The organism is Actinomyces vulturis, from assembly GCF_001687305.1.
Classification (GTDB): domain Bacteria; phylum Actinomycetota; class Actinomycetes; order Actinomycetales; family Actinomycetaceae; genus Actinomyces; species Actinomyces vulturis.
This window is the reverse complement of sequence record NZ_KV700385.1, coordinates 495,211-521,220: the sequence shown is the minus strand read 5'-3', so window position 1 is coordinate 521,220 and position 26,010 is coordinate 495,211. Positions and strand designations below refer to the sequence as shown.

Annotated in this window: 21 protein-coding genes and 1 tRNA gene; 13 read left to right on the top strand and 9 right to left on the bottom strand. The window is 53.2% G+C overall.

Annotated features, from left to right (window positions below; all coding sequences use genetic code 11):
* Position 1: 1 nt before the first annotated feature.
* From tmk to A9753_RS02140, 6 genes are all read left to right on the top strand, one after another.
* Positions 2-700: a dTMP kinase gene (gene tmk, locus A9753_RS02165; RefSeq protein ID WP_067780303.1), complete on the top strand. Its 699-nt coding sequence runs from the start codon at positions 2-4 to the stop codon at positions 698-700.
* The gene (locus A9753_RS02160; protein ID WP_067779490.1) at positions 697-1,908 is read left to right on the top strand and encodes a DNA polymerase III subunit delta'; all 1,212 of its coding nucleotides are present in this window, start codon (positions 697-699) and stop codon (positions 1,906-1,908) included. Before tmk ends, A9753_RS02160 begins: the two co-directional genes overlap by 4 nt.
* A gap of 13 nt (positions 1,909-1,921) precedes the next feature.
* On the top strand, positions 1,922-2,371 hold the full coding sequence (locus tag A9753_RS02155) for a hypothetical protein (protein WP_141673264.1): 450 nt from the start codon (positions 1,922-1,924) through the stop codon (positions 2,369-2,371).
* 150 nt (positions 2,372-2,521) lie between these two features.
* Complete coding sequence (locus tag A9753_RS02150) at positions 2,522-2,986, top strand: hypothetical protein (protein WP_067779484.1); 465 nt, start codon at positions 2,522-2,524, stop codon at positions 2,984-2,986.
* On the top strand, positions 2,979-4,229 hold the full coding sequence (locus A9753_RS02145) for a hypothetical protein (RefSeq protein WP_067779480.1): 1,251 nt from the start codon (positions 2,979-2,981) through the stop codon (positions 4,227-4,229). Before A9753_RS02150 ends, A9753_RS02145 begins: the two co-directional genes overlap by 8 nt.
* Before the next feature lie 175 nt (positions 4,230-4,404).
* Complete coding sequence (locus A9753_RS02140) at positions 4,405-5,973, top strand: alpha/beta hydrolase (RefSeq protein WP_067779478.1); 1,569 nt, start codon at positions 4,405-4,407, stop codon at positions 5,971-5,973.
* A gap of 113 nt (positions 5,974-6,086) precedes the next feature.
* Here A9753_RS02140 and A9753_RS02135 read toward each other — a convergent pair whose 3' ends face one another.
* Positions 6,087-7,352 (bottom strand): amidohydrolase family protein, encoded by a 1,266-nt coding sequence (locus A9753_RS02135; RefSeq protein WP_067779477.1) that lies wholly within the window; start codon positions 7,350-7,352, stop codon positions 6,087-6,089.
* 21 nt (positions 7,353-7,373) lie between these two features.
* A complete protein-coding gene (locus A9753_RS02130) occupies positions 7,374-8,471 on the bottom strand; it encodes an asparaginase domain-containing protein (protein WP_067779474.1) in 1,098 nt (365 codons plus the stop codon).
* A 115-nt stretch (positions 8,472-8,586) separates the two neighbouring features.
* On the opposite strand from A9753_RS02130, the gene A9753_RS02125 reads away from it, so the two are divergent.
* The 5 genes from A9753_RS02125 to A9753_RS02110 all read left to right on the top strand — a co-directional run bounded on the left by A9753_RS02125 (position 8,587) and on the right by A9753_RS02110 (position 14,908).
* Positions 8,587-8,662 (top strand) — tRNA-Thr (locus A9753_RS02125).
* 956 nt (positions 8,663-9,618) lie between these two features.
* Entirely contained in the window at positions 9,619-10,860 is a 1,242-nt protein-coding gene (locus A9753_RS02120) for an MFS transporter (RefSeq protein ID WP_067779471.1), read from the top strand.
* A gap of 1,469 nt (positions 10,861-12,329) precedes the next feature.
* Positions 12,330-12,509 carry a DDE-type integrase/transposase/recombinase gene (locus A9753_RS10160; RefSeq protein ID WP_425394237.1) on the top strand — a complete coding sequence of 60 codons (180 nt, stop codon included), beginning with the start codon at positions 12,330-12,332 and terminating at the stop codon, positions 12,507-12,509.
* A gap of 17 nt (positions 12,510-12,526) precedes the next feature.
* Positions 12,527-12,769, top strand: a complete 243-nt coding sequence (locus tag A9753_RS02115; RefSeq protein WP_067779468.1) for a DDE-type integrase/transposase/recombinase — start codon at positions 12,527-12,529, stop codon at positions 12,767-12,769.
* Positions 12,770-13,408: 639 nt separating this feature from the next.
* Positions 13,409-14,908, top strand: a complete 1,500-nt coding sequence (locus A9753_RS02110) for an ATP-dependent nuclease (protein WP_083090197.1) — start codon at positions 13,409-13,411, stop codon at positions 14,906-14,908.
* An 891-nt stretch (positions 14,909-15,799) separates the two neighbouring features.
* Here the strand turns inward: A9753_RS02110 and A9753_RS09590 are convergent.
* The gene (locus A9753_RS09590) at positions 15,800-16,117 is read right to left on the bottom strand and encodes a hypothetical protein (protein ID WP_176702710.1); all 318 of its coding nucleotides are present in this window, start codon (positions 16,115-16,117) and stop codon (positions 15,800-15,802) included.
* 559 nt (positions 16,118-16,676) lie between these two features.
* Between A9753_RS09590 and A9753_RS02100 the strand changes: the two genes are divergently transcribed.
* Positions 16,677-17,018, top strand: coding sequence for a hypothetical protein (locus tag A9753_RS02100; RefSeq protein ID WP_067779460.1), 342 nt, complete (start codon positions 16,677-16,679; stop codon positions 17,016-17,018).
* 269 nt (positions 17,019-17,287) lie between these two features.
* Here the strand turns inward: A9753_RS02100 and A9753_RS09735 are convergent, their stop codons facing one another.
* The 6 genes from A9753_RS09735 to A9753_RS02070 all read right to left on the bottom strand — a co-directional run bounded on the left by A9753_RS09735 (position 17,288) and on the right by A9753_RS02070 (position 23,999).
* Complete coding sequence (locus tag A9753_RS09735) at positions 17,288-17,446, bottom strand: hypothetical protein (protein WP_176702709.1); 159 nt, start codon at positions 17,444-17,446, stop codon at positions 17,288-17,290.
* A gap of 443 nt (positions 17,447-17,889) precedes the next feature.
* Complete coding sequence (locus A9753_RS02090) at positions 17,890-19,359, bottom strand: catalase (RefSeq protein ID WP_067779452.1); 1,470 nt, start codon at positions 19,357-19,359, stop codon at positions 17,890-17,892.
* A 289-nt stretch (positions 19,360-19,648) separates the two neighbouring features.
* Positions 19,649-20,446, bottom strand: coding sequence for a CPBP family intramembrane glutamic endopeptidase (locus A9753_RS02085; RefSeq protein WP_067779450.1), 798 nt, complete (start codon positions 20,444-20,446; stop codon positions 19,649-19,651).
* A 241-nt stretch (positions 20,447-20,687) separates the two neighbouring features.
* Positions 20,688-22,304, bottom strand: coding sequence for a cation:proton antiporter family protein (locus A9753_RS02080; RefSeq protein WP_067779448.1), 1,617 nt, complete (start codon positions 22,302-22,304; stop codon positions 20,688-20,690).
* A gap of 154 nt (positions 22,305-22,458) precedes the next feature.
* Positions 22,459-23,214 carry an ABC transporter permease gene (locus tag A9753_RS02075; protein ID WP_083090196.1) on the bottom strand — a complete coding sequence of 252 codons (756 nt, stop codon included), beginning with the start codon at positions 23,212-23,214 and terminating at the stop codon, positions 22,459-22,461.
* A gap of 164 nt (positions 23,215-23,378) precedes the next feature.
* Entirely contained in the window at positions 23,379-23,999 is a 621-nt protein-coding gene (locus A9753_RS02070; protein WP_083090195.1) for a DUF4232 domain-containing protein, read from the bottom strand.
* A gap of 437 nt (positions 24,000-24,436) precedes the next feature.
* On the opposite strand from A9753_RS02070, the gene A9753_RS02065 reads away from it, so the two are divergent.
* Positions 24,437-25,759: an MFS transporter gene (locus A9753_RS02065; protein WP_176702708.1), complete on the top strand. Its 1,323-nt coding sequence runs from the start codon at positions 24,437-24,439 to the stop codon at positions 25,757-25,759.
* Positions 25,760-26,010: the final 251 nt, after the last annotated feature.

Here is a 26,010-nt window from a genome sequence, read left to right as displayed (position 1 = left end):
TATGGGTGGCATCTTCATCTCCTTCGAAGGTGGGGACGGGGTTGGCAAAAGCACGCAGATTAATCTGCTGCGCCAACTCCTCACTGCCCTGGGGTACACCTGTCAGGTTTCTCGCGAACCAGGCGGTACAGAACTGGGTGTCCAGGTCCGCCAACTACTCCTCCACGGAGGGGACGTGGCACCGCGAGCCGAAGCACTCCTCTTCGCTGCTGACCGCGCCCACCACGTAGAAACGAAGATTCGCCCCGCACTAGAACGCGGCGAGGTCTTCATTACCGACCGTTACTTGGATTCCTCCGTCGCCTATCAAGGCGCCGCACGGAGCTTGGGTGCCGACCAAGTTCGCGATCTTTCCTTATGGGCCACCAACGGTCTGCTGCCCCGCATCACAATTCTTCTCGACGCCGATCCCCTCCTCGCGCGTCAGCGCACCTGCCAGCGTGGAGAGGAAGACCGCCTTGAACAAGAAGGCGATGAGTTCCGCCGCGCACTGCGCCAACAGTTCCTCGACCTGGCAGCCGCCGAACCCGAGCGCTTTGCCGTCATTAATGCGGATCAGCCCATCGAGGTTGTTGCTTCCGACATTCGCCGAGTGATGGCACCAATTCTTCAGCGCAGTGTCATCGAACTCGATGACCTGGCTGCCTCTATGCGGAATAATGATGACTCCACCCCACAGTCATCAGGAGAGGCATCATGAGCCCAAGCGTGTGGCAAGACGTTGTTGGTCAAGAATCTGTTGTGGCCACAATGAAAGCCGCCGCCCAGGCCTCTCGACTTATGCGCCCGCTCAACTCGCAGGGTGCTCAGTCTGCTCAGTCAGACCAATCCACCTCAGCGATGACCCACGCCTGGTTGGTGACGGGACCGCCGGGAAGTGGACGCAGCGTGGCGGCAATGGCCTTCGCAGCGTCGCTGCAATGTACGGGAGATGAGCCAGGGTGCGGCGAGTGCGAACCATGCCGCCATGTGATGGCAGGTTCTCACCCAGACGTGGTGCGCGTAGCCACCGAACGCCTCATGATCACCGTGGCTGAAGTCAAGGAACTCATCAACGAGGCCCAGCGCAAACCCTGGCAAGGACGTTGGCGCGTCATCGTGGTGGAAGACGCTGACCGCATGAGCGAGCGCACCACCAACGTGCTGCTCAAAAGCATTGAAGAACCGCCCCCGCAGACCGTATGGGTCCTGTGTACCCCGAGTGCTCATGACGTGCTGCCCACGATTCGCTCCCGCTGCCGCCTGCTCACGCTGCGGGTCCCACCAGCCCAGGACGTGGCTGACCTCCTTGTACGCCGCCACGGTGCTGACCCACAGTTGGCTATTCGTGCCGCCAAAGCCAGCCAGTCCCATATTGGACTGGCCCGCCACCTGGCCTGCGATGACGGCGCATGGGAACGTCGCGCGGACTTGCTGAGCCAGCCTGTGCGGATGCGCAGTGTGGGGGATGCTGTTCTCGCGGCCTCTGAACTGGTCAGCCAGGCTGAAGCAGAAGCCAAAGAAGCCACAGAGATGCGCGATGCCCAAGAAAAAGCGGCGCTCATGAAATCTCTGGGTATTGAGGATGGGGCCAAGGTGCCGCCGGCTTTGCGTGCCCAGGTCCGTCAACTTGAAGAGGACCAAAAGCGTCGAGCCAAACGTGCTCGCACGGACGTTCTTGATCGCGCCATGATTGACCTTCTGTCCTTCTACCGTGACGTGCTCGCGGTGCAGGCCGGTAGTGAGGTGGAGTGCGTCAACGTGGACTTACTCGATGACGTAGCAGCCCAGGCTCGCTCCTCATCCACAGAGCAGACGCTTAAACGTATCGAAGCCATCGAACAGTGCCGCGCTCGCCTGCGCACGAACGCCACCCCATTGCTTGCCGTGGAAGCCATGATGGTTGCCCTGCGGCCTCAAGCCCACTGAAACGTTCACACTCATGTCGGTGCGCTACGAGGTTCAATCAACGCTGTCCTTTAGCCGATTCCTTGCGGTATTCGTGTGCATGACCCTCGCTGCGCTCGCGGTCATCATCCCGCTGCAGTTTGTCCCCGCTCATCCGATTATTGATGCCGCCCATGGCATGGGTGACTCTGGAGCGATTCCAGACGCTGAGGCGGTGAATGATCGCCTCGCCGTGTTCGTCCTGCTGGGGGTCGTGAGCATACTGGCAGGATTCTTGGCCTGGATGGTCACGGGGTTAGCGGATATTCGCCGGATGGCACGAGTCCAGTGGGGTCCCTGGGCGCGTGCGGACTATCAAGAACAGCGCCTCACCCAAGCCAACGAAGAAGCCCGCCAAGCCTGGGCATTAGCGCAACGCCACACGGCAGCCATCGAATTAGCGGCACTTCAGATTCCTGGAGCCTCATCCTCCATCACCGGGTGACTATCCCAATGGCAAGACTTCAGCGCCGAGGTCTACCGCCGCCTCCACCTCACCGCAATCTCTCCTGACGAGCAAGCAAGTGATGAGGAGATTGCTGAGTTATGGCAACTGTGCCAAGACACCCGCACCCTCCTCAACGGCATCGACGCATTGGCCTCCATTGCTGCCGTGGTGCCGAACCTCCAGGCAGGTCAACGCGGACGCATCACTAAAGAGCACATGCGTCGCTTCATCTCTGACAATCTGGTGTTCATCGACGCAGACATGACTGAACTGCGCCGAATGACCAAGCGCATGGGCCGAAAAAACGCTGCCCGTATCCTTGGCCGAATCGATTCGTTGAGTGATGAATGCAAAGCCTTGCGCAGCGGGGAGTCCCTTCCTCCCGTTCCTTACGACGAGAACACTGTCAGTATCGCGCTCGAGCACCTTGATGGCATTGTTCTCAAGCAGCAGCGCCTGGCGGCCGATTGCCACGAACTGGTGCGCACGCCGTCTTTCCCGGGATACGCCATGGCAGGAAACGTAGGACAGTATCGTTTCCTCACCATGTCACCTCGTGAAGAGAGTGACCCTGCTGCTCGCCTCGCGTTCAGAAAGGGGAGCGATGACTAAGGTGCCCTCAATCCCCGGACGTATCCGTCACCACGTCAATCGTTTTCACGACGCCGCCCGCTCCTTTTCACTTCCAAGCCTCACCTTCTCTCTGTGGTGCGCACTGATTGTGGGCGTCGGCGTTGGGGTGGCGTATGCATCGACGGGCGCCCCCTATGCACTCATGCCACGCGTGATCACCTCACCTCTGACGGCTGGAGTGAGTATCGGGCTAGGAGCAGCAGTGGGCACATTATTTCTCGCGCTTGCCTTGTCTTCCCCCATTGCCGCTCGTCGATTACATCGCACTGAAAGTCAGGCGAGGCAGCGGGAGATAGCCCGCAGTATCCGCCGTTATCTCTCACACAGCGATGACATGGAGATGCAGGTTCTTCTTCACCAGCAAGGCCCTTACGGGGCAGCTATGGCTAAACGGTGGAGCGGGGTAGAAGACGTGATGGCACATGCTGCACGGCTGCTTCATGAGGAGGGCACCTCGCCGGAGGATGCTGATGCGGAGTTTTCCACCAGCCGCGAATCGGTCAACGCCATCCTCGCCGAACAATACGAATCGTTGTGGAGAGTAGAGCGCATTCTTTCCGCGCAGCCGGGCTGGCTGAACTTCTGGCAAGCTGAATGTGCTCCCTTTACCCGAACCGCTCAGCACACCACGAGCCACGAGATTCGTGACCTCTGTGACTGCACCGCGCTAACCGATGCTCTTCTCGCAGGCGATATTGACCCTGCTGATGCGCTCGCGGCACTTGATGACAAAGCCCGAACACTGGCATCACGCAAACGCAGCAGGGGAGTGGCTCTCCTTCGCGGACTCATCAACCTCGATACCGCACACGAGACAATGACTGCCCAGAGTTGGGAACAGATGTGGAAGTTCGCTTCCCGAGCCACCCCTGCTCCCGTGAGCACGGTGTCACTGGTTGATGGGTATAGCAGCGCTGTTCATCGCACGATAAGTGAGGGGATTCTTCATGTGAGTGTGTGGTTCGCTATCCCGTTCTTCATCGTTGCGTGGTGGGTCCAAGAAATGGCCCATCGTCGAACCGCGACGGTTCTCGCCCTCAATGGTGTGGGCCTGGTGGTTACGGGATTAGTGGCAGCAGCATTCTCTCGCCTCACCATCGTGTACTCAGCGAGTGCGAGCGTTCCCCTGGCTCCGACTGTCGTCATGGTGATGGTCGTTGTTCCTGTGGTAGCCACCGGTGTTTTCGGAATCATCCTTGCGTGGCTGCGTCGCAACGACTAGACGCCTGACGTATACGGTGGAGATCTCCCCCATAGGGATGAGGGCACAGCGAACAGACTCTGCGTAGTCTTAGACCAGAACACCTCGCCAACCACTCACGACTCAGGTCAGTCACCGTCAAAGACTCCATGGTGATGAGAGTGATGACGCACGGACATGAACGAAGGACAGGATCATGGCACTGACACGACTAGCGAAATCCTCCATGGTGCTGCTCGCAGCAGGATCCCTCTTCCTCCTCGGTGCCTGCGAGGACCTCCAATCCGATGAGGCAGGCCCCAGTGCCCAGCCGGTGCCCATTGAAGGCTCAGCCGCTCCCATCCCTGAAGGACTAGAACAGTTCTACGAACAGACCATCGACTGGAGCGAGTGCGGCACCAACTATGAGTGTGGAAGCCTCACCGTGCCCGTCGATTACTCCAAACCTGACGGTCAAACCCTTACCCTAGAACTGAAACAGCGCACCAATGACGGTAGCCTCGGTCACCTCCTGCTCAACCCCGGGGGACCTGGCGGAAGCGGAATTGACCTGGTCGAAAACCTTCCTCAGATGATTCCCCATGAGGTAACGGATAACTACACACTCGTGGGCTTCGATCCTCGTGGCGTAGGAAAGTCCACCCCCGTGGATTGCATCAGTGATGAGGAAATGGATGAAGAACGTTCAGCAGACTACGAGGCAGTGGAAGAACCCTCCGATGCTGACCGCAAAGAAATCGCTGACTTCGCACACAAATGCCAGGTCAAGACTGAAGAAGAAACTGGAATCCCAGACCTTCTTGACCACATCGATACCGTGTCAGCAGCTAAAGATATGGACGTCATCCGTGCAGTGCTGGGCGATAACCACCTGAACTACCTCGGCTACTCCTACGGCACCTATCTCGGTGCTACCTACGCTGACCTCTTCCCAGCCAATGTAGGACGCATGGTGCTCGACGGCGCTATCGATCCATCGCTCAGTGCCGCTGATCTTTCCGCTGGGCAGGCAGAAGGCTTTGAAAAAGCACTGCGTGCTTACGTTGAAAACTGTCAGGCAGGAAATAAATGTCCCCTGACGGGAGACGTCGATAATGGCGTACGCCAAATTCAACAATTCCTCGAAGCTACGAAGACGGCACCGATTCCTACATCAGACCCTGACCGTCCACTGACTTACGGTTTGGCTATGTCTGGCATTATCGGTCCTCTGTACCAAGATGAATCATGGGATGTCCTCACCATGGGCTTAGATCAAGCAATGAAGCAGCATGACGGTTCGGTGCTGCTGATGATTGCTGACCTCATGGCCGGACGCGAAGATGATGGCTCTTATGACGGTAACTCCGGAGAAGTCATTAGTGCTATCAACTGCTTGGACTACCCCGTCGAAGGTGATAATGACCTGTGGAACAAGCAGGCTGAAGAACTGAAAAAACTATCCCCAACTTTCGGCGCCGACATGGGGTACGTAGATTTCGCATGTGAAGCATGGGGCCACCCTTCTACACGTGAGCGTAAGCCCATTCATGCGCAAGGTAGTGCCCCTATCCTCATCGTCGGTACCACCGGTGACCCCGCCACTCCCTACCAGTGGGCAGTAAACCTCGACGACCAACTGAGTGACTCCGAGCTCCTGACCTGGGAAGGCGAAGGGCATACCGCTTTCGGACGTGCAGGAGCATGTATTAACAACGCCGTGAGCGACTACCTCATTTCCGGCACCATGCCAAAAGAAGGAACCGTCTGCAAGGGACGGAACTAAATCCTTGAGACCTAGAGGTAGGTGTTGACAGAAACCTTGGGGGGGGGCCAGGCTTCGCCTGGCCCCCCACGCAACTCAGTCACGGAAAGAAGATTCCCAATCTTGTGTGGGCATTACTCCCAAGGACTGAGGGCAAGATCCTCACAGCGGAACATCCGTCCACCCGCAATTACCGTATGACGAGGAACGCGGCGCACCAATGCATCTAAAGCATTCTCTGCATCAATAAGAACCACATCGGCGCGCGAACCAGATTCGAAACCACGCAGTGCTGCCTCACCAGAACGATCCAGAGCAGGCAATGGATCATGAGACACCATGGCAGCACCATCCACAGTGGCAATCTCCACTACACGGCGTAACGTCTCATCACGAACGACCCCGCTACCATGACCGTACTGCCAAGCAATCGAAAGAATATCCCCGTCACCATACGGTGCCCACAAATCGCGAATGCCATCGGTACCGAAACCGAAACGCACCCCCGCGGCGTCGAACTCGGCCAGAGGGAATTGACGCATCCGAAGAGGGGCGACAGTAGTCATCGACATTCCCAGAACGCCCATACGTTCAAGAACATCACGACGGTGGGAAGGGTCCATGCCCACAATGCCGAAACCATGAGCAATCGTGACCTTACCCTGAAGGTTACGCTGCTCGGTGAAATCACAGAGCAACTCAATTTCTAAAGCACCAAGCGTGCCCTCATCATGGAGATGAATATCAACTCCCTTGCCCGCCTCAGCGGCAATCCCCGTGATGAGATCCAACTGGCCATGAGGATCGCGGTCAATGGCGCCAGGATCCAAGCCACCAATATGACTGACAATCTCACGCTCACCAGCCTTGCGCAGTAGGTCAGCCACGCCATCGCGGCGCAGTACACCATCCTGTGGGAATGCCACAGCAGTAGTACGAATAGCGCCATCCAACTCAGCCACACTCTGCTCAAGAGCATCGATACCAGCAAGACCAATACCCAGATCCACGTCAATGTGTGAGCGCATCGAGGTGGTGCCATGACGAAGGAACTCACGCATCACGCGCGTCGTGATCGGAGCCGAAGGAATGTTGAGTGCCCCACGGCGTTCACGCTCCCAGGAAATCCGACCATCAAGACCGGGCCCCCCACCCCAAGATTGCCACGGTAATCCCCACCATGATTTGTCAGCGTGAGCGTGGACATTGGCAAAACCCGGAAGTGCCACCATGTTCTGGCCATCCACCGTGTGGTCAATGATCACACCATCAGGAAGAGACGGCTCGGTGCTATCGGCTGCCCCGCGAGGGATGACATGCGAGATGGACTCACCATCAATCACCACATCAGCGGACTTTTCGCCCCATAGGCGGACATTGCTTAATAACCACGTACTCATAGACGTATTGTCCTTAAGCAACTAGGCAGTGAGCAACCCCCAAGCGTGAACCAGCGCCTGCTTATCCAAACCCTGAGACAACAGCCAATGAAGGAGCGCAACGCAGAGTTCTCCAGTCATGCTGCCAGCACTCAACGCACCGGCTTGAACAAGTACATTGCTGGTTTCATAATGACCAAAACTGACCTCACCTTGGACGCATGCGCTGGTGACAATAACCGGCACTCCACGGCTGGCCAGCGTTGCACAGGCTGCCCCGGCAGAGCCTTCAGTGGAGGGAACATTGCCCGCACCAAAGGCCCGCACAATTAACGCATCAGGATGAGGCGAACAAGCAGCGATGAGACGATCGGCAGACAGGCCCGGTGTAATCTCTACGGTTACCAGGTCACAAGGACGTAAGGGCAGTGCTCCAACAATTGCTCGCGATTGGGCAAATGATGGCAACGCACCCCAGTTCAAGCCAGTGCCGCACGAGAAATCGGGGGATATTGTCCATGAACCATCGGATTTCACTCGGGCAAGAACTTCACGGTTGGGCGAAGCAAAACCATGGTCGTCGAAAGAAGAAATTTTCGTAGTCGCACAGCCAGCCAAGAGCACGTCATCAAAAAAAATCGCGACAGGAACAGTATTTTCGAGATTCTCCTGGTAACGAGAGGCGAGCAGAGCGGAAGCACACAGAGAACCGAGGACGTTTGTCGCGGCGTCGGAATTCTTCGCTAATGCGGGGCGCTGAGAGCCAGTGAGAACGATTGGAGCATTGGAGGTAAGGGCCCCACGTTCCCCGGCCACAGCAAGAACGCTGGCAGTGTACGCAAGGGTGTCAGTGCCATGAAGAACCACCACGGCGTCGGCGGAGGATGCGTCAGTGTTAAGCGCCGTGATGATCTGTTGCCAGGAATCTGCGTCGGCATTAGACGAGTCAATGACGGGATCGAGCGCACTGAATGTGACAGAGGCAGGCAGTGGTGGAACATCGCGCGACGCAGAGACAGTGGTGTGCGCCGAGGCGAGAAGTTTGTTGAGCCAGGAGGCAATATCAGCGCCGGGAATCAGGCCGCGCGGAGAATCGATCATGCCGATCGTGCCACCGGTGTACAGGACATGGACGTGCATGAAAACTCCTTAATGTCCGGCGCTGTGTGCAATGACACGAGCATAGCGAGCTCACCATGTTGCACGTGTGACCAAGCCCCCGGTAGCCTAAGACGCACTGCATAGTGCAGTAAATGCCACCTTAGCTCAGTCGGCAGAGCAGCTCCCTCGTAAAGAGCAGGTCGTGGGTTCGATTCCCACAGGTGGCTCCACTATCCAGTCCAAACGGATACACGCCGTTTTAGGGCTGGCGTTGGCCGGGTGGCTTGTTTTCCCTTGATATTGCGGGAAAGTCGGTGCCCGGCTTTTTCGTACCTAGTGGCTGGTGGGGGGGCTGCGGTGGCGGTTGCCGGGCCAGGGGAGGGGCGGTCTGGCGAGGCGAAGTTCATCCAGTTTTGGGGTGGTTGAGGCACGAAGCGTTTCGTAGTATGCCTAAACGTTTTACAGTACGGCTTAACGTTTCGGAGTTCGGTTTGTGTCCCGTAGTGCCGAACAATGCCTCTAATCAAAATAGTACTGGTGTGGCAGCAGGGATTAGTGTTCGAGAAGCGATCTTGTACGGGGTAAACGAAGCGCTTGAGGGCAATCCTGAAAACAAACTCCTCCTTACTATCAGTGTGGGGCAATTGCTATCTGACTCCTGAGTCACCACTAGGCCTGTGGGGGCAGTTTGTTAATGAAATTAGTGGCGCATACAGAAACGGTGGAGTGCCACGTCTTCGGAGTTTTCGTAGCAGAGATATGTTTTCTGCGTGGTTTCACTTAGCGGAGATGGTGAAGGGAATATTGGTTTCGGAACCTCTAAAATTGCGGAGGTTGGCACTTCGGCGTGCGTTCACGGAACTTCGCCAGTAACAAGTGGCGACTGAGGAAAGTACATCGTGACAGATGACGGTGGACTGCCTTTTGAGAATCTTGCAAAGTATCCGAATATGTAAAAAGTGCCTTCTCAGGTCTTCGACGTTTTCTCAGCCCTGGTATTAAGTTCTGTTAAGTTCCGTTACGAAGCATGCGCGACTCAAGGTCGTTTTAGGTCTCGAATATTTCAATAACATTGTCTATTGTCCCCCTATGGTTCCGGTTGGTCGACGCCGGTCTCCAGTCACTAATGCGTTTTTCTTTGCTCGACACTGATGTAGTGCTCCGCATTTCTTGATCGGACGAAAACTTGCAGAAGAAAACTACTCTGAACCATCGCTCGCTTGTTCGTGCCCGCCGTCTCATGTCGGCTGCACTTGTGCTTTCTGTCATGGGTAACCGTCTGGTCGAGGGTGGTTTCGATGGCCTGGCCTCGGCCGGGGTGATTTCCGTGGCCACCGTCGTAGCAGTGTCAACCTTTGGTGAACTAACTGTCATCCTCTTCCCACTTTATGCTCGCCTCTTGCGAGGGATCAGCCCAAACTGGGCGCTCATTGGGGCTGACGTAGTGGAAGTTGCCTTGTCCCTGCTGGCGGTTGCGGGGGTGTTGATGCTCCCCGCGTATACACATGTGTTCATTGTGGGGTACGTGCTGCTGGATCTGCTGGTCGCCCCTGTGAGCGATATTGCGGATGAGTTCTATGGAGCGGGTTTGGCGGCCCGTTCGGGTAATGACGCGCTGGCCTTTAACGCAACGGTCGATTCGATGCTGGCATTTTTTGGGTTTGTGGTGCTGGCACCGTTGGGCTCGGTGATCGCTGCCGTATCGGTGTTGTGGCTCTTGGCGGGCAATATTGTCTTGTCACTACTTTCGATTGGCTCACGCCTGTGGTCGGGGAGTGCTTTTTTGCTGGCTGCCCCGCGTGATGAGGTGGATGCTGAGGAGTACTCGGCGATGGGCCAGCGCACGCCACTGTCGCAGTTTGTGCATGACTTGATTCATTCGGGTCCTGCCTCACCACTGTTGTCCTTTGCGATTCAGGTGGCTGGCGCACTGACGGGCCAACTGTTGTTCTTGTGGGTGGCCTCGCTGTCATCGTTGTCGAAATATGATGCCATGGCTACCGTTCTGCTGGTCTTTGGTCTGGCGGCCACGCTCGGCCCCCAGGTTGGCCGCTGGATGGCTCAGTGCAGTTCCTCCCAGGTAGTCCTCAACCTCAGTGCCGCGGTGTCTTGCGTGCTGGTGTGTGCATTGGCTGTGTCGGTGTGGCGGGGCGAAGTGTCTTTTGTTCTGGCTCTGGTCTTTGTGTTTGCCAATGTGGTGGTGGCTCGGGCACGAATGAGTGTGCTAAGCGCGCACCGTCAAACGTATTTTTCTGGTAGCCAGTTCGAGCGGGTAATGAGCTGGTCCTACGCCTTTGGAGGCTTGGGCACAATGCTGGGCCTGCAGTTGGGTTACTGGCTCAAGGTGCCTCATTCCCCATTCATTGGCCTGTTGTGCGCCGCGACGATTTGGCTGATGGTGTCATTCGTGCGTACCTCACGTCACTGATACGTTTTTCAGAGCGTTTTGAAGTGAGGTAACGTCAATTCTGGCGTTTGGGCCTGGTATTAACATTCAGAGTTGTCACCTCTGGTGTTAACACCCTTGAAGATTAATAGAGGCCGTGTAGTAAGCAAGAATGCCCGTCCGAGGCGTGTCTGGCTGAGAGGACATGAGGGGTTCACCATCACAGTATTGGTGCTCGGTGAGGAGTGTGGTTGACCTGCGCACCTTGATGGTTAGCGTTCTGAACTCCGTGTTTAGCATTGGTGGCGCGCGGTTTCTGAAAGGTGCTGGCAACTGCCTGGCGTATCAACGTCGGTCATTAGAGATCCATTATTTAGCACGAGCAGATACACGCCGTTCCTGGGCTGGTGTTGGCCAGGTAGTCTGCTTTCCTTTCATATTGCAGAAAAGTGGGTGCCAAACTTTTCGTATCTGGAGGTTGGTGAGGATAGCGTGGATGCTTCGGAGGCTGAGAGTGCTCTGATGACGCCGACTTCATCCAGTTTTGGGGTGGCCGAAACTAAGCGTTTGGGAGTTGGCTTTGCGTCAGTCGTTGGTTCTTTTTGGTTCCCGTTTTAGAAGACTTCATTCTGTTTCTGCCAGATCACCTTGGAGGTGGAGACGACTTCCTCGGGCATGAGGGCGTAGCGTTGTCCTTCCATCTGGTCTCTCCTCGCTCGCCCAGTGAAGACCACTTCATTGGCGTGGAGTCTTTCATAATTCAACGGTGGTGTAGTGATTCGTCCTGGGGTTTGTTCCGTATCCAGAGTTAAAAGGATCATGGACATGCCCAAACGATTCAACGATGAATTCCAAAGCCTCACTGCACACCTCACTGAGGAGCATATAGATACGCATCACCGCTCGATTGAGACTGCGTGTAAAGAAATTGCTCCAAGATCGGGGTTTCTCATTACACACTGCATAGTTGAATCAAAACCGCTAGGGCTTCGCGTCAGCCAACTAATGAGTTGACACGTGATGAGTTGGCTGCTGAGGTCAGATCGCTTCGTGCCAAACTCACTGAAATGGAGAGGGTCAATGAAATTCTCAAAGCAGCATCGGCTTTATTCGCAGCCGAGCCAGGCCGTCCCGGCCCGCGTGTGAATCCGTTTCATTGACAAACGGGGTCGAGTTGATTGGCCGGACACTACGCGAACACCTCGAAGGCGCCTTCATCCCATCACGCGCTTACCGGTATGCCAAAAGCAGATCACGTTCAACGCGCAGTATTTCGTGATAAACACATGCTGCCCATCATCAGGAAAGTGCACCAGCACAATGACAACGTTTATGGCGCGGTCAAACTCACCAAAGCAATGCAAGAGGAGGGCTGGTAGGTGGGAGGCGACCAGGTAGCCAGGCTCATGAAGATTGCTGGGATTGGCGGCGTGAGTCGTGGGGGGGGGCTTGAAAGCTACGCTCTCACGGGGTGGCAAGGATGATTGTCCGGATCTGGTTAAACGCAGGTAATGTGCCGATGCCCCCACCAGTTGTGGGTCGCTGACATTACCTATGTGCGTATCTGCACGGGGTTTGTCTACACGGCTTTTGTCACTGACGTGTTCGGCTGCAGGATCGTGGGCTGGGCCGTGCGCGCGTCCATGAAAACAGAAGCCCTGCCCTTAGAGAGGCCCTTAATCATACGTTAACTGCCGCGACAGGAGACATGAGCCAGTTGGCGCATCATTCTGATCGTGGCAGCCAGTACGTGTCCCATCTGTATACGGAACGACTACGCAAGAAAGGGATCAGGCTTTCTGTTGGGGCAACAGGAGATTCTTACGAGATTGCGATGGCTGAAAGTGTTAACGGCCTGTACAAGACCGAGTTGATCTACTCACGCGCATGGGGCATGCGTATTCGAGGTGGAATACGAAACCATGAATTGGGTCCACTGGTGGAACCCTAAACGCCTCCACAGCACACCCAACCTCCGAATGCCACAAGAGGTAGAAGACAAGTATCATGCCAATGACACCGCCCAGGTGTTAGAAACCCACTAACGAAACAAAACCACGGGCGAATCAAAGAAAATCCCAGTTTTCTTTGGGCAGATCGAAGTAGTAACAAGAACCAGATGAAGTTTGAGCAGCGATAGATTGCGAGTGTTACTACCCGAAATTTACGATTAAATCGTAAATGATCACGACTTTACAGGTAGGCAAAATCGGGTATATCGAAGGATCTACGGCACCTAGGAAACTATCGATGTATTCGGGAGGCGCCAAAACTAGTTGATCGAAAATACGGCCTTGCTCTTGCTTGACCTGTTACGATTTAATCAATTAGTTCCGTTCGGCCCATACCGATTTACCTTAAACGATAGTCGGCTAACGTCGTCTATTCAAATCAGGCTCATAGGTGAGAATGATTTGAATAAGAACATTTGGTCCCATGCTCGGAGGTGTTTGTTCATTCGCGACGTAAAACTGAAATTAGTTAATATTCGCAGCAAATAGGAAGAGGGCAAACTGAGATCAATAAACTCGCTTTGTTTAGCGACTTCGCTAAAATAGATGAGAGAAACTACTAATTCCGAGGAAAAATAATGTATATCCAAAGACTTAAATTAATGAATTTTAGGTGCTTTCAGGGAGAAGTTGTTCTAGACTTCAAACCTGGTTTGAATTATTTTGTCGGCAATAATAATTGTGGGAAGACTACTATATTTCGTGCTATTCAGTTTTTAAAATCAAACGGCGATAAAGAGAAAAACCTAAACAAATCCTGTTCTTCAGACGCCGAATTATCTGTCGAATTAGTTCTTGGTGGTAATGACATTAAAGAAATTATAAAAAATGATGAATCTCTTCAAAAACTTTCTGATTATGTTTCCAATGAGAACACATTGACGCTTCTCAGGACTTCTAAGAGTTTGGAATGGACTGATTCGAAAAACAAAATTAAACGGACTGAACAAAAAAATCTCTTAATCCTTAATCCTGAGATTGGCGTCTTCGAAAATCCAACTGGCATTGATAAAGTTGCTGCTTCTGTATTAGATTCACAATTCGTCTTCTCGGACCTTTCTGTCGAGGAGTATCAAGACTTCTCTAAGGCGCGGTTGTTAGGGAAAATAATCGATACAGCCACGAATGAAATTAGAAACTCGTCGATTTGGATTAATCTGATGGAGGCGCATAAAGCAACTTTTGAAGGTGATGAGTTTAAAACTGCGATAAAGTCAATTGAGGCGGACCTTGAACGACTTTTGCTTGATCAATACGGGGAGTCCAAAATCAATATCCAGTTTACCCTTCCTGCTGAAGATAGTTTCATGAAGAATGGAACAATTCAAGTTACTGATAATGGTGTAGAAACGGAAATTAAGGAAAAAGGTACCGGAATGCAACGGGCCTTTGCGCTTAGTTTGATTCAGTTGTACGCGACACTACAGCGAAATAATTTCCCAAGTCAGAAAAGGCCCGTATTCTTTTTTATTGATGAACCTGAGACATTTCTTCATCCAGTTGCCCAGGATAAACTTTTAGGGTCTCTTTCTTCTTTGGCATCGTCTTCACAGATTTTTATCACTACACACTCCCCATATTTATTACGTAATTTCGATTCTAAGAATCATGCATTGAAAGTATTCAAACGGATATATCAAGAAGGCGACTCTAGTGCCTCAGCCTTTTCTAAGGTTGAAATTAGTGATGGTGATTTATGTAGAATCAATAGTAACGATTTCGGGCCTAGTTGGGCAGCGATTAACTATTTCGCATTTGGCCTTCCGAGCGTTGAACTGCATATTGAATTATTCGGGGAACTACATAAATTATTGAAGGGTAAAAACGGTGTTGGGGCTAAGATAAGTAGTGTCGATCAGTATTTTGCGACATTAAGCGGCATTCCGAAAACCGATGGCTGCCATATTAACACATTGGATGGAAGCAATTGTCCTGTGAAGGCCGACAAAACGATGCCCGTGTATATTCGTAATTTTATTGATCATCCCGGCGAGTTGCCTTATCGTAAAAAGCCAACTATTGATGAGATTGCGGAATCGATTAAATTTATGTTCTCTTTATATCAAACTTTAATCTAATTTGTAATCGCTTAATTTGTTGTTGTTATTGAGTTTAAATATATTTCATCATATCTTGTGTTATTTCTAACCGATGGCTTGTTGTAGACGAGTCTAATTCGGTTTTCTACCAGTATGTTGCTGGCCTTTCGGAAAAATTTCATTCTTCTGTATATGGATTACTTTTATGAAACACACGGAGAGTCGTAAAGTTGGGACTACAGGTGAGTGGTATGTCTTCGATGCACTCGCTAGCGCTTTTGATTCTGGCGACCAGTTAGAGGGTGTTGATTTCCTCGATTCTAACGGAATTGATCTTGCGTTTTATGTCAATTTTCCACACGTAGGCCACAAGAAATACGGTATATCTGTAAAGTCGCGGAACACTGTAAATGCGTCCAACTCCAGTTTAAATTTGCATCCAAATGATATTTTTAAATGCAGAAAAGCTTGTGAATTTCGTGACCTTGAACCCGTTTTGGCTTTTGTGTTATGGCGAAAGAATCGATCGATATTTTAGTGATTACTCTAGATGCTTTGATTTCTAGTTCGGCATCTTTTAATCCTTGTAACCATTGGGTTAACCAGAAATGGACATATTCTAATGAGCGGATCGATAGTAAGAAAAATAGAGTGATTGCGCTTCCAGTGGGGATTGGCTCCACTGCAAGAAATAGTTGGGCTGATGTGTACGGCCCGTCGGGCGGAGTTATCTTAATACAACGTTATCATAGGGATGCGCCGTGTCGCTTCGATATTTAGGTATGGTTATTTCAATATTTATTTTTCCCATTTTTCTTTAAATTCAATTGATAAGTCGTCTGTTTCGAAAAGGTCAGATGGATGACTGTGTGAACGGTGGCGTCTTTACAGGCATTTTAAAGGCTATGTTTAATATGATTTTTGTGCTTTTTAGTATTTATTTATTGAAAAGCTTTGTTTAAGAGATTTTGTAGGATGGTAGGTTCGAACGCGCGAAACTGTCCGGCGTATGACGGATCCGCGCAGGCAGTGAACATCAGATCGAGATGCCCCGGATCGAAGTACAGTAAATGCATGGTGCTCATGAGCAATGTCGCGCAGTAGTGCCGGTTCCTTGAACGTGATGCGCTCAGAGAAGCACAGTGGCGTGTTGTCGCTGACGTTCAGGTCAAACGGTTCTGGACTACCGACCTGAACCGGACCAAAGAACTCTAGACGCAACTGATTGTCAGGGCCGAAGTTAATCATCGAGCATTTTTCTCCACGGGCAGGCGTGCCGATGGCATAGATCTGACACGGGCAGTCGCTCGGTTCGCCTCCGATCCACCCAGATTCACAGTGAATAGCGAAGGAGAGACCTCCGAGTGGGAACGGTGCTGCTGACATTCGTACGGTGAGGTGAGGATCTCCAGGAGGTGCGCTGATTTCACGCGTGCGTGGGTGGAGCGTCTCGATATATTCCTGTCGAATCGTTTGCTGGAAGAGAGCGTTGAGAGCATCCTCTTTGCTCGCAAACCGCTGAGCAAAACTACTGACGTGTCCCCGCTCGTGCCACCCGAGGATCCAGGGCTTACTCCGGGATAGCAGTGACCGCTTTTAGACAATGACGTATGACTCTTCATGAGGGACTTGGCTGGAAGGGAAGTAATCAGCAACCACTCCGGCCCGACGGCACCGCTCATCAAATGCCTCGTCCAGTTCGTCCCGTTCCATGACTGCTCCCGCAATTCGAATTGAGTAGTGGCTTTATTATCGTCCTATTGAGGGTGAATGAAATCCTTGTTGCTTGCCGGAAGGAAAAGAACCCATGGATTCAGTAAATGAGGGCAACGGAGCAATGGGGACTTTTGCGTATGGTGCTCCTGGCTTGCAGGCCCTGATCACCCTAGACAAGATCCAGGAAATTATTCGCGGATATCGCGCCGCGGCATCTCAATTGGCGACGGGTATCGCCCTGATGATGGTGGCACCTGTTTTCCTTATTACGGCTTATGGCATGGTGCAGGTATCGAACTCTGCCGAGAGTGCGAATGACGGAGCGTTCGCTCTGTATGTTGGAGTTGGAGTGCTGACGCTTCTCGTCATGCAGGCAGGGATGTTTTTGCTCCTCCGCTCATCTCGTACGCGCCGAACAGTATCAACAGGATAGGAAGCGCCCGCGCCGATTGATGGTGTGACAAGGCGGTGGATCGAGAACTATCTCACCGAGCAACTTGCTTAAGTGAAGAGTACGCAGATTATTGCTATCACTTTGTCTGTCATCGGTGCCGTCCCAGTATTTTCGGCCTTTGTACTCGCCCCTGATGAAACGTTTTCTAGATGGGTTGCGTTGGCGTTTTCCTTGCTACTTGTGCTCGTTTCATTGGGGATGTTGCTCCTCTACCGGACAAGCTGGATCAATGACGTGAAGAGGCTCCTTCACTCCGCCGAGTTGCCTGTGAATGCAGCGTTGCGCCAATAAAGCAGCCCAGTATTGATGCGACGAACATAAAGGCCACATAAATCAGAGCCGAACTGTTGTAGTACACGAATACCGTGCTGAGAAAGAACGCGCTCGGGGCTACGAGGCATACCCATGTGAAGCCTCCCTTCAGGCAGTCCCACAATGTGATGCCGAAGGTGAGAAGTGGGAAACCTAGTACTAGCAGCAGTAGGAGATATTTCGCGTAAGGGGCAACCCAATGGTTGTACGCGATAGCTAACAGCGGGAGGAGCCAGAAGGCTGCCAGGAGAAGAGAGGCTCTTCGCCAGGTCCGACGAGATGGGCGTGAGAACTCCATACCTACTTATACAGTGAGTTCACACGTCACGGTGGCGTTGCGGTTCTGATCGAATGATGCCTGGGGGCTCCAGACCGGAATGGTCTGGAGCCCCCAAGGGATTACTTGCAGTGCACATACATGTGCTCAAGGAGTCACAGCCTAATGCTCAGGATGTTGATCGCGAGGTGAGTCTGGCACCGCAAGTGTGTTGAGGTGAAGAACAGTGCTTAGCGTTATCTGCAATAAGTTCGCAGTGCTTCACTTGGCCAGTTCGGCGTGTGCTGCGCGGATTCGATCAGCGATACCGCCGTCGATGTTTGCCCAGTACTCGAATGCACGCTCACGAACGGCGTCATCGGAGACACCACTGATGTGACCGGCAACGTTACGGACGAACTCTTCACGTTGTGCGTCGTCGAAAATGTTCATGATCAGGTCGCGAGCCTGGCTGAAGTCATCATCTTCAGGAGCGCGCACAGTCTGAGCCTGACGGACCAGATCGCCGCTCACGGCGAAGGAATCATCAGCCACGCCCTGCTGATCAGAGTAGGGGCGATCAAAGGAGTTCGGTGCATACGGGGGCAAGTCGCCGTTATGGTCGTAAGCCATCGGCCCATCGGCCGCATAGGTGTTGACCTTGGCGTTCTTCGGGCGGTTCACGGGCAACTGCAGGTAGTTAGCGCCAATACGGTGACGGTGAGTGTCGGCGTAACTAAAGACGCGGCCAAGCAGCATCTTGTCGGGCGACAGGCCCACACCGGGAACCAGTGCGCTGGGATCGAAAGCAGCCTGTTCAATCTGAGCAAAGTAGTTCTCGGGGTTCTTATTCAGGGTGAAGGTACCCACCTTGATACGGGGGTAATCCTTCAGAGAAACAACCTTGGTCACATCGAAGATGTTGTAACGGTAGGTGAAGCCCTCATCGAAGGGGATGACCTGGACGTACATGTCCCACTTGGGGAAGTCACCGCGCTCAATGGCTTCGAACAGGTCACGACGGTGAGTGTCGGCGTCGATGCCGGCGAGCTTGTCAGCCTCTTCATTGGTCAGGCCGCGTACACCCTGCTGGGAAATGAAGTGGTACTTCACCCAGAACTTCTCGCCCTCGGCGTTAATCCACATGTAGGTGTGGGAGCCGTAACCGTTCATCTCGCGGTAGGTGGCGGGGATGCCGCGGTCGCCCATGAGGTAAGAAACCTGGTGGGCAGACTCGGGGTTGAGGCTCCAGAAGTCCCACTGCATGGTGTTGTCGCGCAGGCCGGAGGCGCCGCGGCGCTTCTGGGAGCGGATGAAGTGGGGGAACTTGATGGCGTCGCGGATAAAGAAGATCGGGGTGTTGTTACCCACGATGTCCAGGTTGCCTTCGGTGGTGTAGAACTTCAGGGCAAAGCCGCGAGGGTCGCGCCAGGTGTCAGGGGATCCCTGTTCGCCAGCGACGGTGGAGAAGCGGGCGAGCATCTCGGTGGTAGTGCCGGGCTGGAAGACGGCGGCCTTGGTGTATGCGGACACGTCCTCAGTCACTTCGAAGACGCCGAACGCGCCAGAGCCCTTCGCGTGCACTACGCGCTCGGGTAAGCGTTCGCGGTCGAAGTGAGCCATCTGTTCAACGAAATGCACATCGTGCAGCATGATCGGGCCGTCAGGGCCTGCGGTCAGGGAGTGGGATTCTGATTGAACAGGGGCTCCAGTGATGGTGGTGGAACCGGAGTGGTTAATGGGGCAAGGCATGGGTGTTCTCCTTTGTGAGGGTGGGAGTGCCCTCAGAGGATGTGAGATGGTTTGGTGTAGTCCGCCTGTCTCACGGGGTGGTTATTTCACCCCGTCACCATAAGTAGCCTGTTTGATAAAGTCAATTTATTGAATATGGTTTCTCTGATAGTTATTACTTTTGTGTCTGGGTGTTGAGTATCCACACGGCAGGCGGAGAGTAGTGAAGAGAGAGCGGGGAAAGCGCTAGTAATTAACTGTGCCTCACAGAGTCGAGAACTCCGCTCATCTCCTGAGGTAAGCGATGGAGTCAGCGTTGAACATGCTGAGATCTTGTCGATGGGAGTGAATCTGACGAAGTAATAGAGCGTGTAATAAGAAAAGCGACGCCAAGAACGATCGCCCACCCCACGGCGACAAACAAATCAGGTACTCCAAAAGTCAATACGATGACATTGTTAATGAGGTGCATGACAAACAAAATCATCCACCGACCGGTCCACGCTACGGCTACCGCAGTGACTGCTCCCCACAGGAACAGCCCCGCAGACCCCCAACCTTGGTAAAGATGGAAAACGCCCCGCAAGAAACCGCCAGCAATAACTGCGATCCAGAAACGCCGTGCAGGTTGATGACGTGTCAACAACACGATACAAGCAAGGAAGGCGCCAAACCATATTTCTTCAGCAGGGCCTGCTAGTTGTTCCAAAGAAAACAAGGGCATCGAATGAGTTGCTTCTGCCGGAGGGCATGATGACGGTGGAGTGAATGCTCCGAAAAATCGAGCAATCACCATGCTCCCCGCCCACACAAGACCTACTTTTGTGCTCAACATAAACGACTGTTGGCGATTATTTCCCATGAAGAACGGCACCCGGGCTACAAAAAGAACAAGGCCGCTTCCGATGACCACAAAGAGAGTGAGAAGTGACGAATTTGCCAGAGTGTCAATGAGGCGCCCCGTGGGGACGCGATGATCGCGCAAGCACTCAACTGAACGAATTGCTGATGTTCCCCATTCGGCTGCGTACATGATTAAGCAGACGATTAAAAGAATCATCGCCTTTGCATGGCTTTGCTCAGGAAGACGGTCAAGTGGATGAGTCATTGACCTCTCTAGCGTTTTCCACCATCCATGCGGCCCCATCATGTGATCTCATTTCTCCTTGAATATGTGGCGTGACTTGAGGAATGTATGTTCAATGGCGAATGCTACCCGTGATTTTTTCCCCTAAACAAGAAGTAAAACTTCGTGTTTCCTGAATGAATAACTGGTCCTTGGGGGAGGAGAAGTAACTGCTCTCTGGTCAGTATTGCCAGCTGGGGTGTATTGCGTAGAAAAAGGGAAATTACTTGGTCGTGGATTGTAAAATTCTGTGCGACTCATCCACTACTTCGGCACCTGCGCCGGCGTATATTTCCATGACCAAGTCGGCTGACAGTTCGCGGAATTCTGCAGCCTGTTCTTTGCTTTCGGCGACTACGGCCACGAAGGCATCAATATCTGATTCCTTAATTGCGCGCAGCGCGCCGGTGTTACCGTCATGGTCGGGCATGGCCAGGACCACGAGTTCAACATTGTGGACGCCATGAATGCGTTCCCACAGGGACGGATCTGTGGCATCGCCTTCAACGACATCGAAGCCCTCTTTGCACAGTCGCTTCACTGCCAACAGATTTTGTTCGACGCCGCGTACTCGCTTTCCGTATGCCTCCACCAAATGCGCATACGCACCGGTGCCAAATTCGCCCATGCCGAAGACGACCGCTTCCACATTCTTAAAGTTGATCGGGCGCTCTTCGGGGAGAAGACGCTCGGTGGGAAGGTCAGGAATCAGGTGACACAACAGGTCCACAAGTTTCTCGCGGTTGGTATCCAGGACGGTGGCGGCAATGAAACTTGCTGTGACGGCAATAGCCAGTGCCACCATCCATTCCTCGGGAATCCACTGATTCTCCACGGCAACAATGCCGGCGATGAGTCCGAACTCTGAATAGTTTGTTAGGAGTAACGAGGATTTTGCTGCGGTGCGCACGCGCAAACGAGTGAAACGGAAAATCAGGAGGTAAATCAACGTCTGCAGCGGCAGCGCCAGAGTTAAGAGCCCTGCCACAATCAATGAACTACCGTCAGGCAAACCGTACTGGCCGATGGATAGGAAGAAGCCCACCAGCAGTAACTCGCGTAGAGAGAAAAGGCGATCAGCCATGAGTTTGGCGCGAGGGTGAGCGGCGATCATGAAGCCCATCATGATGGCGCCTAAGTCACCCTTGAGGCCCACAAGGTCGAAAGCTTCGTAGCCGCCTAGGGCCAGCGCCATGCCCGCAACCACGAGCAATTCGCCGCGGCCTACATGATCAAGAGCCTTAAAAATAATCCACCGTGCGGGCACCGCAGCAGCCAGGGTAACTAATGCCCAGATGGAGGGCATCTGACCCTTGGCGAAAGCCATAAAGACAGCGGCAGCTAAATCCTGAATCACCAGCACACCAATGGCGATGCTGCCGAAACGAGAACCTGTTTCGCCGTGTTCATCGAGCGTCTTGACCACAAAAATTGTCGAAGAGAACGCCAGCGCAAAGCCGAGCACAAGAAATGTGGTGGTGTGTGCGCCGTCGAATAGTGCCAGGCCAGTGAATGACATCGCCCAGAACAGTGCGGCCCACACCACGGTAGAAAATCCCATGTGTGCCACTGCCGTCCCCAAAATCTCAGGGCGCAGCAAAGACTTCAGATCAAGTTTCAAACCGATGGTGAACAGAAGGAGCGTCACGCCCGTATCGGCTACTTGATTCAGCCACGGGATGGACTGGCCCACCATCGTGGACGGAGCGGGGAGGATTCCCGTGAACATGGCTTGCAGAACAAAACCAGCCACGAGGAAGCCAATCATGGGAGGCAGTTTGACCAGCCGAGCCAGAACACCGCAGACAAGGACAAACAGCAACACTCCCACAAGATTCATGGGTGAACTGTATCAACTGCGCACATGGCAACTTGACGGGATAAACAGGACAGGGAACTGAGTGAAAAAGAAGCGACGCCAAGGGGGTAGACAGTGTCGACAGCCAGATGACCGCAAGGAAGAAAGAGGGGTGAGTGGCGTTGGAAAACCGAAATTACACGTCTGGCGCAATCACGGTGGCTCGCGAAAGAATCTGCATCTGAATCCATCCGGTTAACGTTTGCGCAAAGAGGATTGCTACAAGAACCACAACCTGGAATCGTGCGGCCTCAATTGGTGAAGCCCCACCAAACAAAGCACCTACAAACGCACCAGGCATGGTTACTAAACCGGTGTTCTTCGTTTGATCGAGTTTGGGGATGAGCATCTCGCGCATCGAAATTCGGGAGACTTCACGAAATGCCACCGGTGGAGTGGCGCCTAGAGCGAACCACCCCTCAACCTCGCCACGCATGGCCTTCGATGCGGCAGCGAAGCGTCTCCCTCCGAGAGTGGCGGCACTCATGCAGTTGCCAGTAATAATGCCGCCGATTGCGATGAATTGGGGAACACTGAAGTCCAGCATGCGCAAAATAAAAACGAAAGCGATCGTGGTGGAGGCCGCCATAAAAATTGAGACCGACGCTGAGTAAGGGCCATAGGTCAGGTGAGCATTACGCCTGGCTGAGGTGATTGAGGCGATGGTCATCATAAGAATCAAAAAGCCACCCGCCAACCAAGGAGAACTTACCGCCCCGCGAAGAACCAATGACAATACTGCTAACTGAACTACGGCTCGTAAACCTGCAATAGCTGCCTGCCACCCTAAGTTCAAGCCAATATATTTTTGCATCACCGCCGTGGCGGCGAGGAGAACGCTGCAACCGAGTAATGTGCGAATTAGCAGAGCAAAGGGAATAGCGGAAAACATGGACCTGGAGATTTCTTTAAGGGCGGCTGGCGTGCCGGGGCGACACTACGTAATGGGAAATCTCAGTTTATTGCCATCAATGTGAGGAGCAAGGCAAGAGATATTGAGGTTGCCCACTTAGGATGGGCAACCGTCAGACTTTTTCTTGGTTCTAGGCGTATTTACTAAACGAATGGACGAATCTGCATGTTCGACTGCTCGGTAGAGCACACGAGGTAGTCAGCCGGAACGAATACGTCCTCATCCGTATTTGGCAGGAAAATTCGTAAATCCTTTCCCTGAATAGGTTCACAGTTTTCCAGCATGTCCGTATTGGTAAACCCCAGAGAGGCGACTGCCTGGGCGCCGGGCTCAAGAGTGAGAGGTGACCACTCGGCGTCTTCCTGCTGTGCGGGCACACCAATGAGTTGACCAGCTTGACCATGCATGGAGACACCGGGGTAGCCGGCTAGTTCGCACGGCTGGCTGGCTATGTTCGTCACCATGATGTCCACATACTGGTGTCCCGCTGCACCCTGATTGCTGGTGAGCGACACTTCCACCTCGTGCGGACTGCATGCGTGCACCTCGTCAGTGGCCGGGGTTCTTTCATCATCCCCTGCTTCAGTGGGTGCGCTCGAGGGAGCCGGAGTGGTGGCTTCTATTGAGGTCGACGCCGCGGGCGTGGGTTGGTCTGGTGAAGGCACTGAGGAGTCACTCGATTGAGATGAGCATCCAGCGAGAATGAGGGCTGAGCATAAGAGCATTCCGCACGCGCCATTGCGTAACATCTGCATCTTTGTCATCGATCCACCCTAACAGGGTTTCCTTTGGGTGAAGCAGTCACACCTGGAGTGGGGCATTCCTGTGAGGGGTTGGCTGCTTTAGGCCTGCGGTATGAAGTTTTGTTCGTGGTGATGAGTTTCTCGTTGTGGATTCTGCTTTATTTGGGGTGATTGGCGGTGAGTAATCGTTGAAATGATGAGAAACGGTTGCTTGAACGAAAATGTAAAAAACTGTCTCAAATGGGGAGGTAATTGGTCATAAGGGTGCCTATTCGATCAGATTCTTTTATACTCTTAATCGCGTACTTTGTGGGTGTGGTACTCATCGAAAAGCTGACAGAGTTCCTGTGGCTGTTGATCGTTTACCACATGCCGAATTACGTTCGCCCGGCAAAGTCGCTGGGGCATTACTGAAACCACCAGTCAAAGGAGACTTGATGAGCAGTTTGACGAATGTCATGACTGACACCGAAAGCCCCGAATATAAGCAGCAGTTGCGCCGCGCCAAGATCGCTGCCGCCACCGGCACCGCTCTTGATCAGATGGAGATGACTCTCTTCTCCCTGGCCGCTGCCCTCGTGTTCGGCCACGTATTTTTCGGGGATGCCAGCCCCGCCGTCGCGCTCATCGCGTCGTTCGGCGTTTATGGTGTTGGTTTCCTCATTCGCCCCATTGGCGGTCTAATCTTCTCCCACCTGGGTGAAACTCGCGGGCGTAAGTGGGTGCTGTCCACCACTGTCATGATGATGGGCACTGCCACTTTCTGTATCGGCCTGATTCCTTCTTATCAGACCATTGGCATCTTTGCTCCGATCATCCTGGTGCTGTGCCGCTGCCTCCAGGGTGCGGCAGTGGGGGCCGAATATACTTCCGGAACCACCTATCTCACTGAAATTGCTCCCATCGGTAAGCGTGGCATTACCGCGTCCTGGGTATGGGCAGGCGCCTCCTCTGGCACTGTCCTTGGTGCGCTCGTTTGGACTGTCGTTCTTCAGATCTTCACTAAGCAGGACGTGCTCGACTGGGCATGGCGTATTCCCTTCTGGATGACCGTTTTCGTCACCTTCTTTGCTATGTGGTTGCGTATGCACCTGCACGAGTCTCCCGTTTTCGTTGAAAAGCAGAAGGCCTTTGAGGAGCGTGCAGAAAAGGCTGCTCCTCTCGCCGATGCATTCAAGAACTCCAAGCGCAACATGCTTCGTGTCTTTGGCCTTACTTTCCCCTGTGTTGGTCACTCTTTCATGTATCAGGCATTCATGGCTGGTTACTTTGTCAATTACGTACGTGAAGACGGTGGAAAGATCTTCTCCACCTCTACTTCCATCGGTGCAGTCGTTGGTGTCGGTGGCGCCCTGCTCGGTGGTTACCTCTCTGATCACCTTGGACGTCGTAAGGCAGGCCTGATCTACACCACCATCATGATGGTATTCCCCCCGATTGCTTTCCTTTTGGTTAATACTGGCAACATGGCTGCTGTGGTTGCCGTGATGATCTTCTGCTTCTGCTTCCCTGCAGAAGGTGCTATGGGTGTTCAGAGTCCCCAGTTGCCCGAAATCTTTGGTTCTCGTAACCGTTACTCTGCTCAGACTGTGGCGCGTGAAATTGGTGCTATTGGTGGTGGCTTACTGCCCATGATTGGCACCGTCATTCTTGCCTACTTTGGTGGTTGGGTTGCTGTGTCCATCCTCATGATGGTTCTTATGGCAGGCGCAGTGTTCACGACATACATGACTCCTGAGACTCGTGACCGTGACCTTTATGTCGAGGAAGATGCGTTCTAAAGAGCGGATCGGCAATCGTGAGATCCTTCTGTGAAACTGGTGGTTACCACATTGTGGTGGCCACCAGTTTCATCCAGAGGAGACCTCTTGACCATATACCCCAGGGGGTATATGGTCAATGCTGTAGTTCTCATTTGTCAGTGTTTAAAGGGGACATGGGGTCCGTATGCGTGCTCAAAATGCCACAAAAGCACCTGAGCGGGATGCACTGTGGACCTTGAGTACGTCAAAAAGACTCTTCCCACATGAGA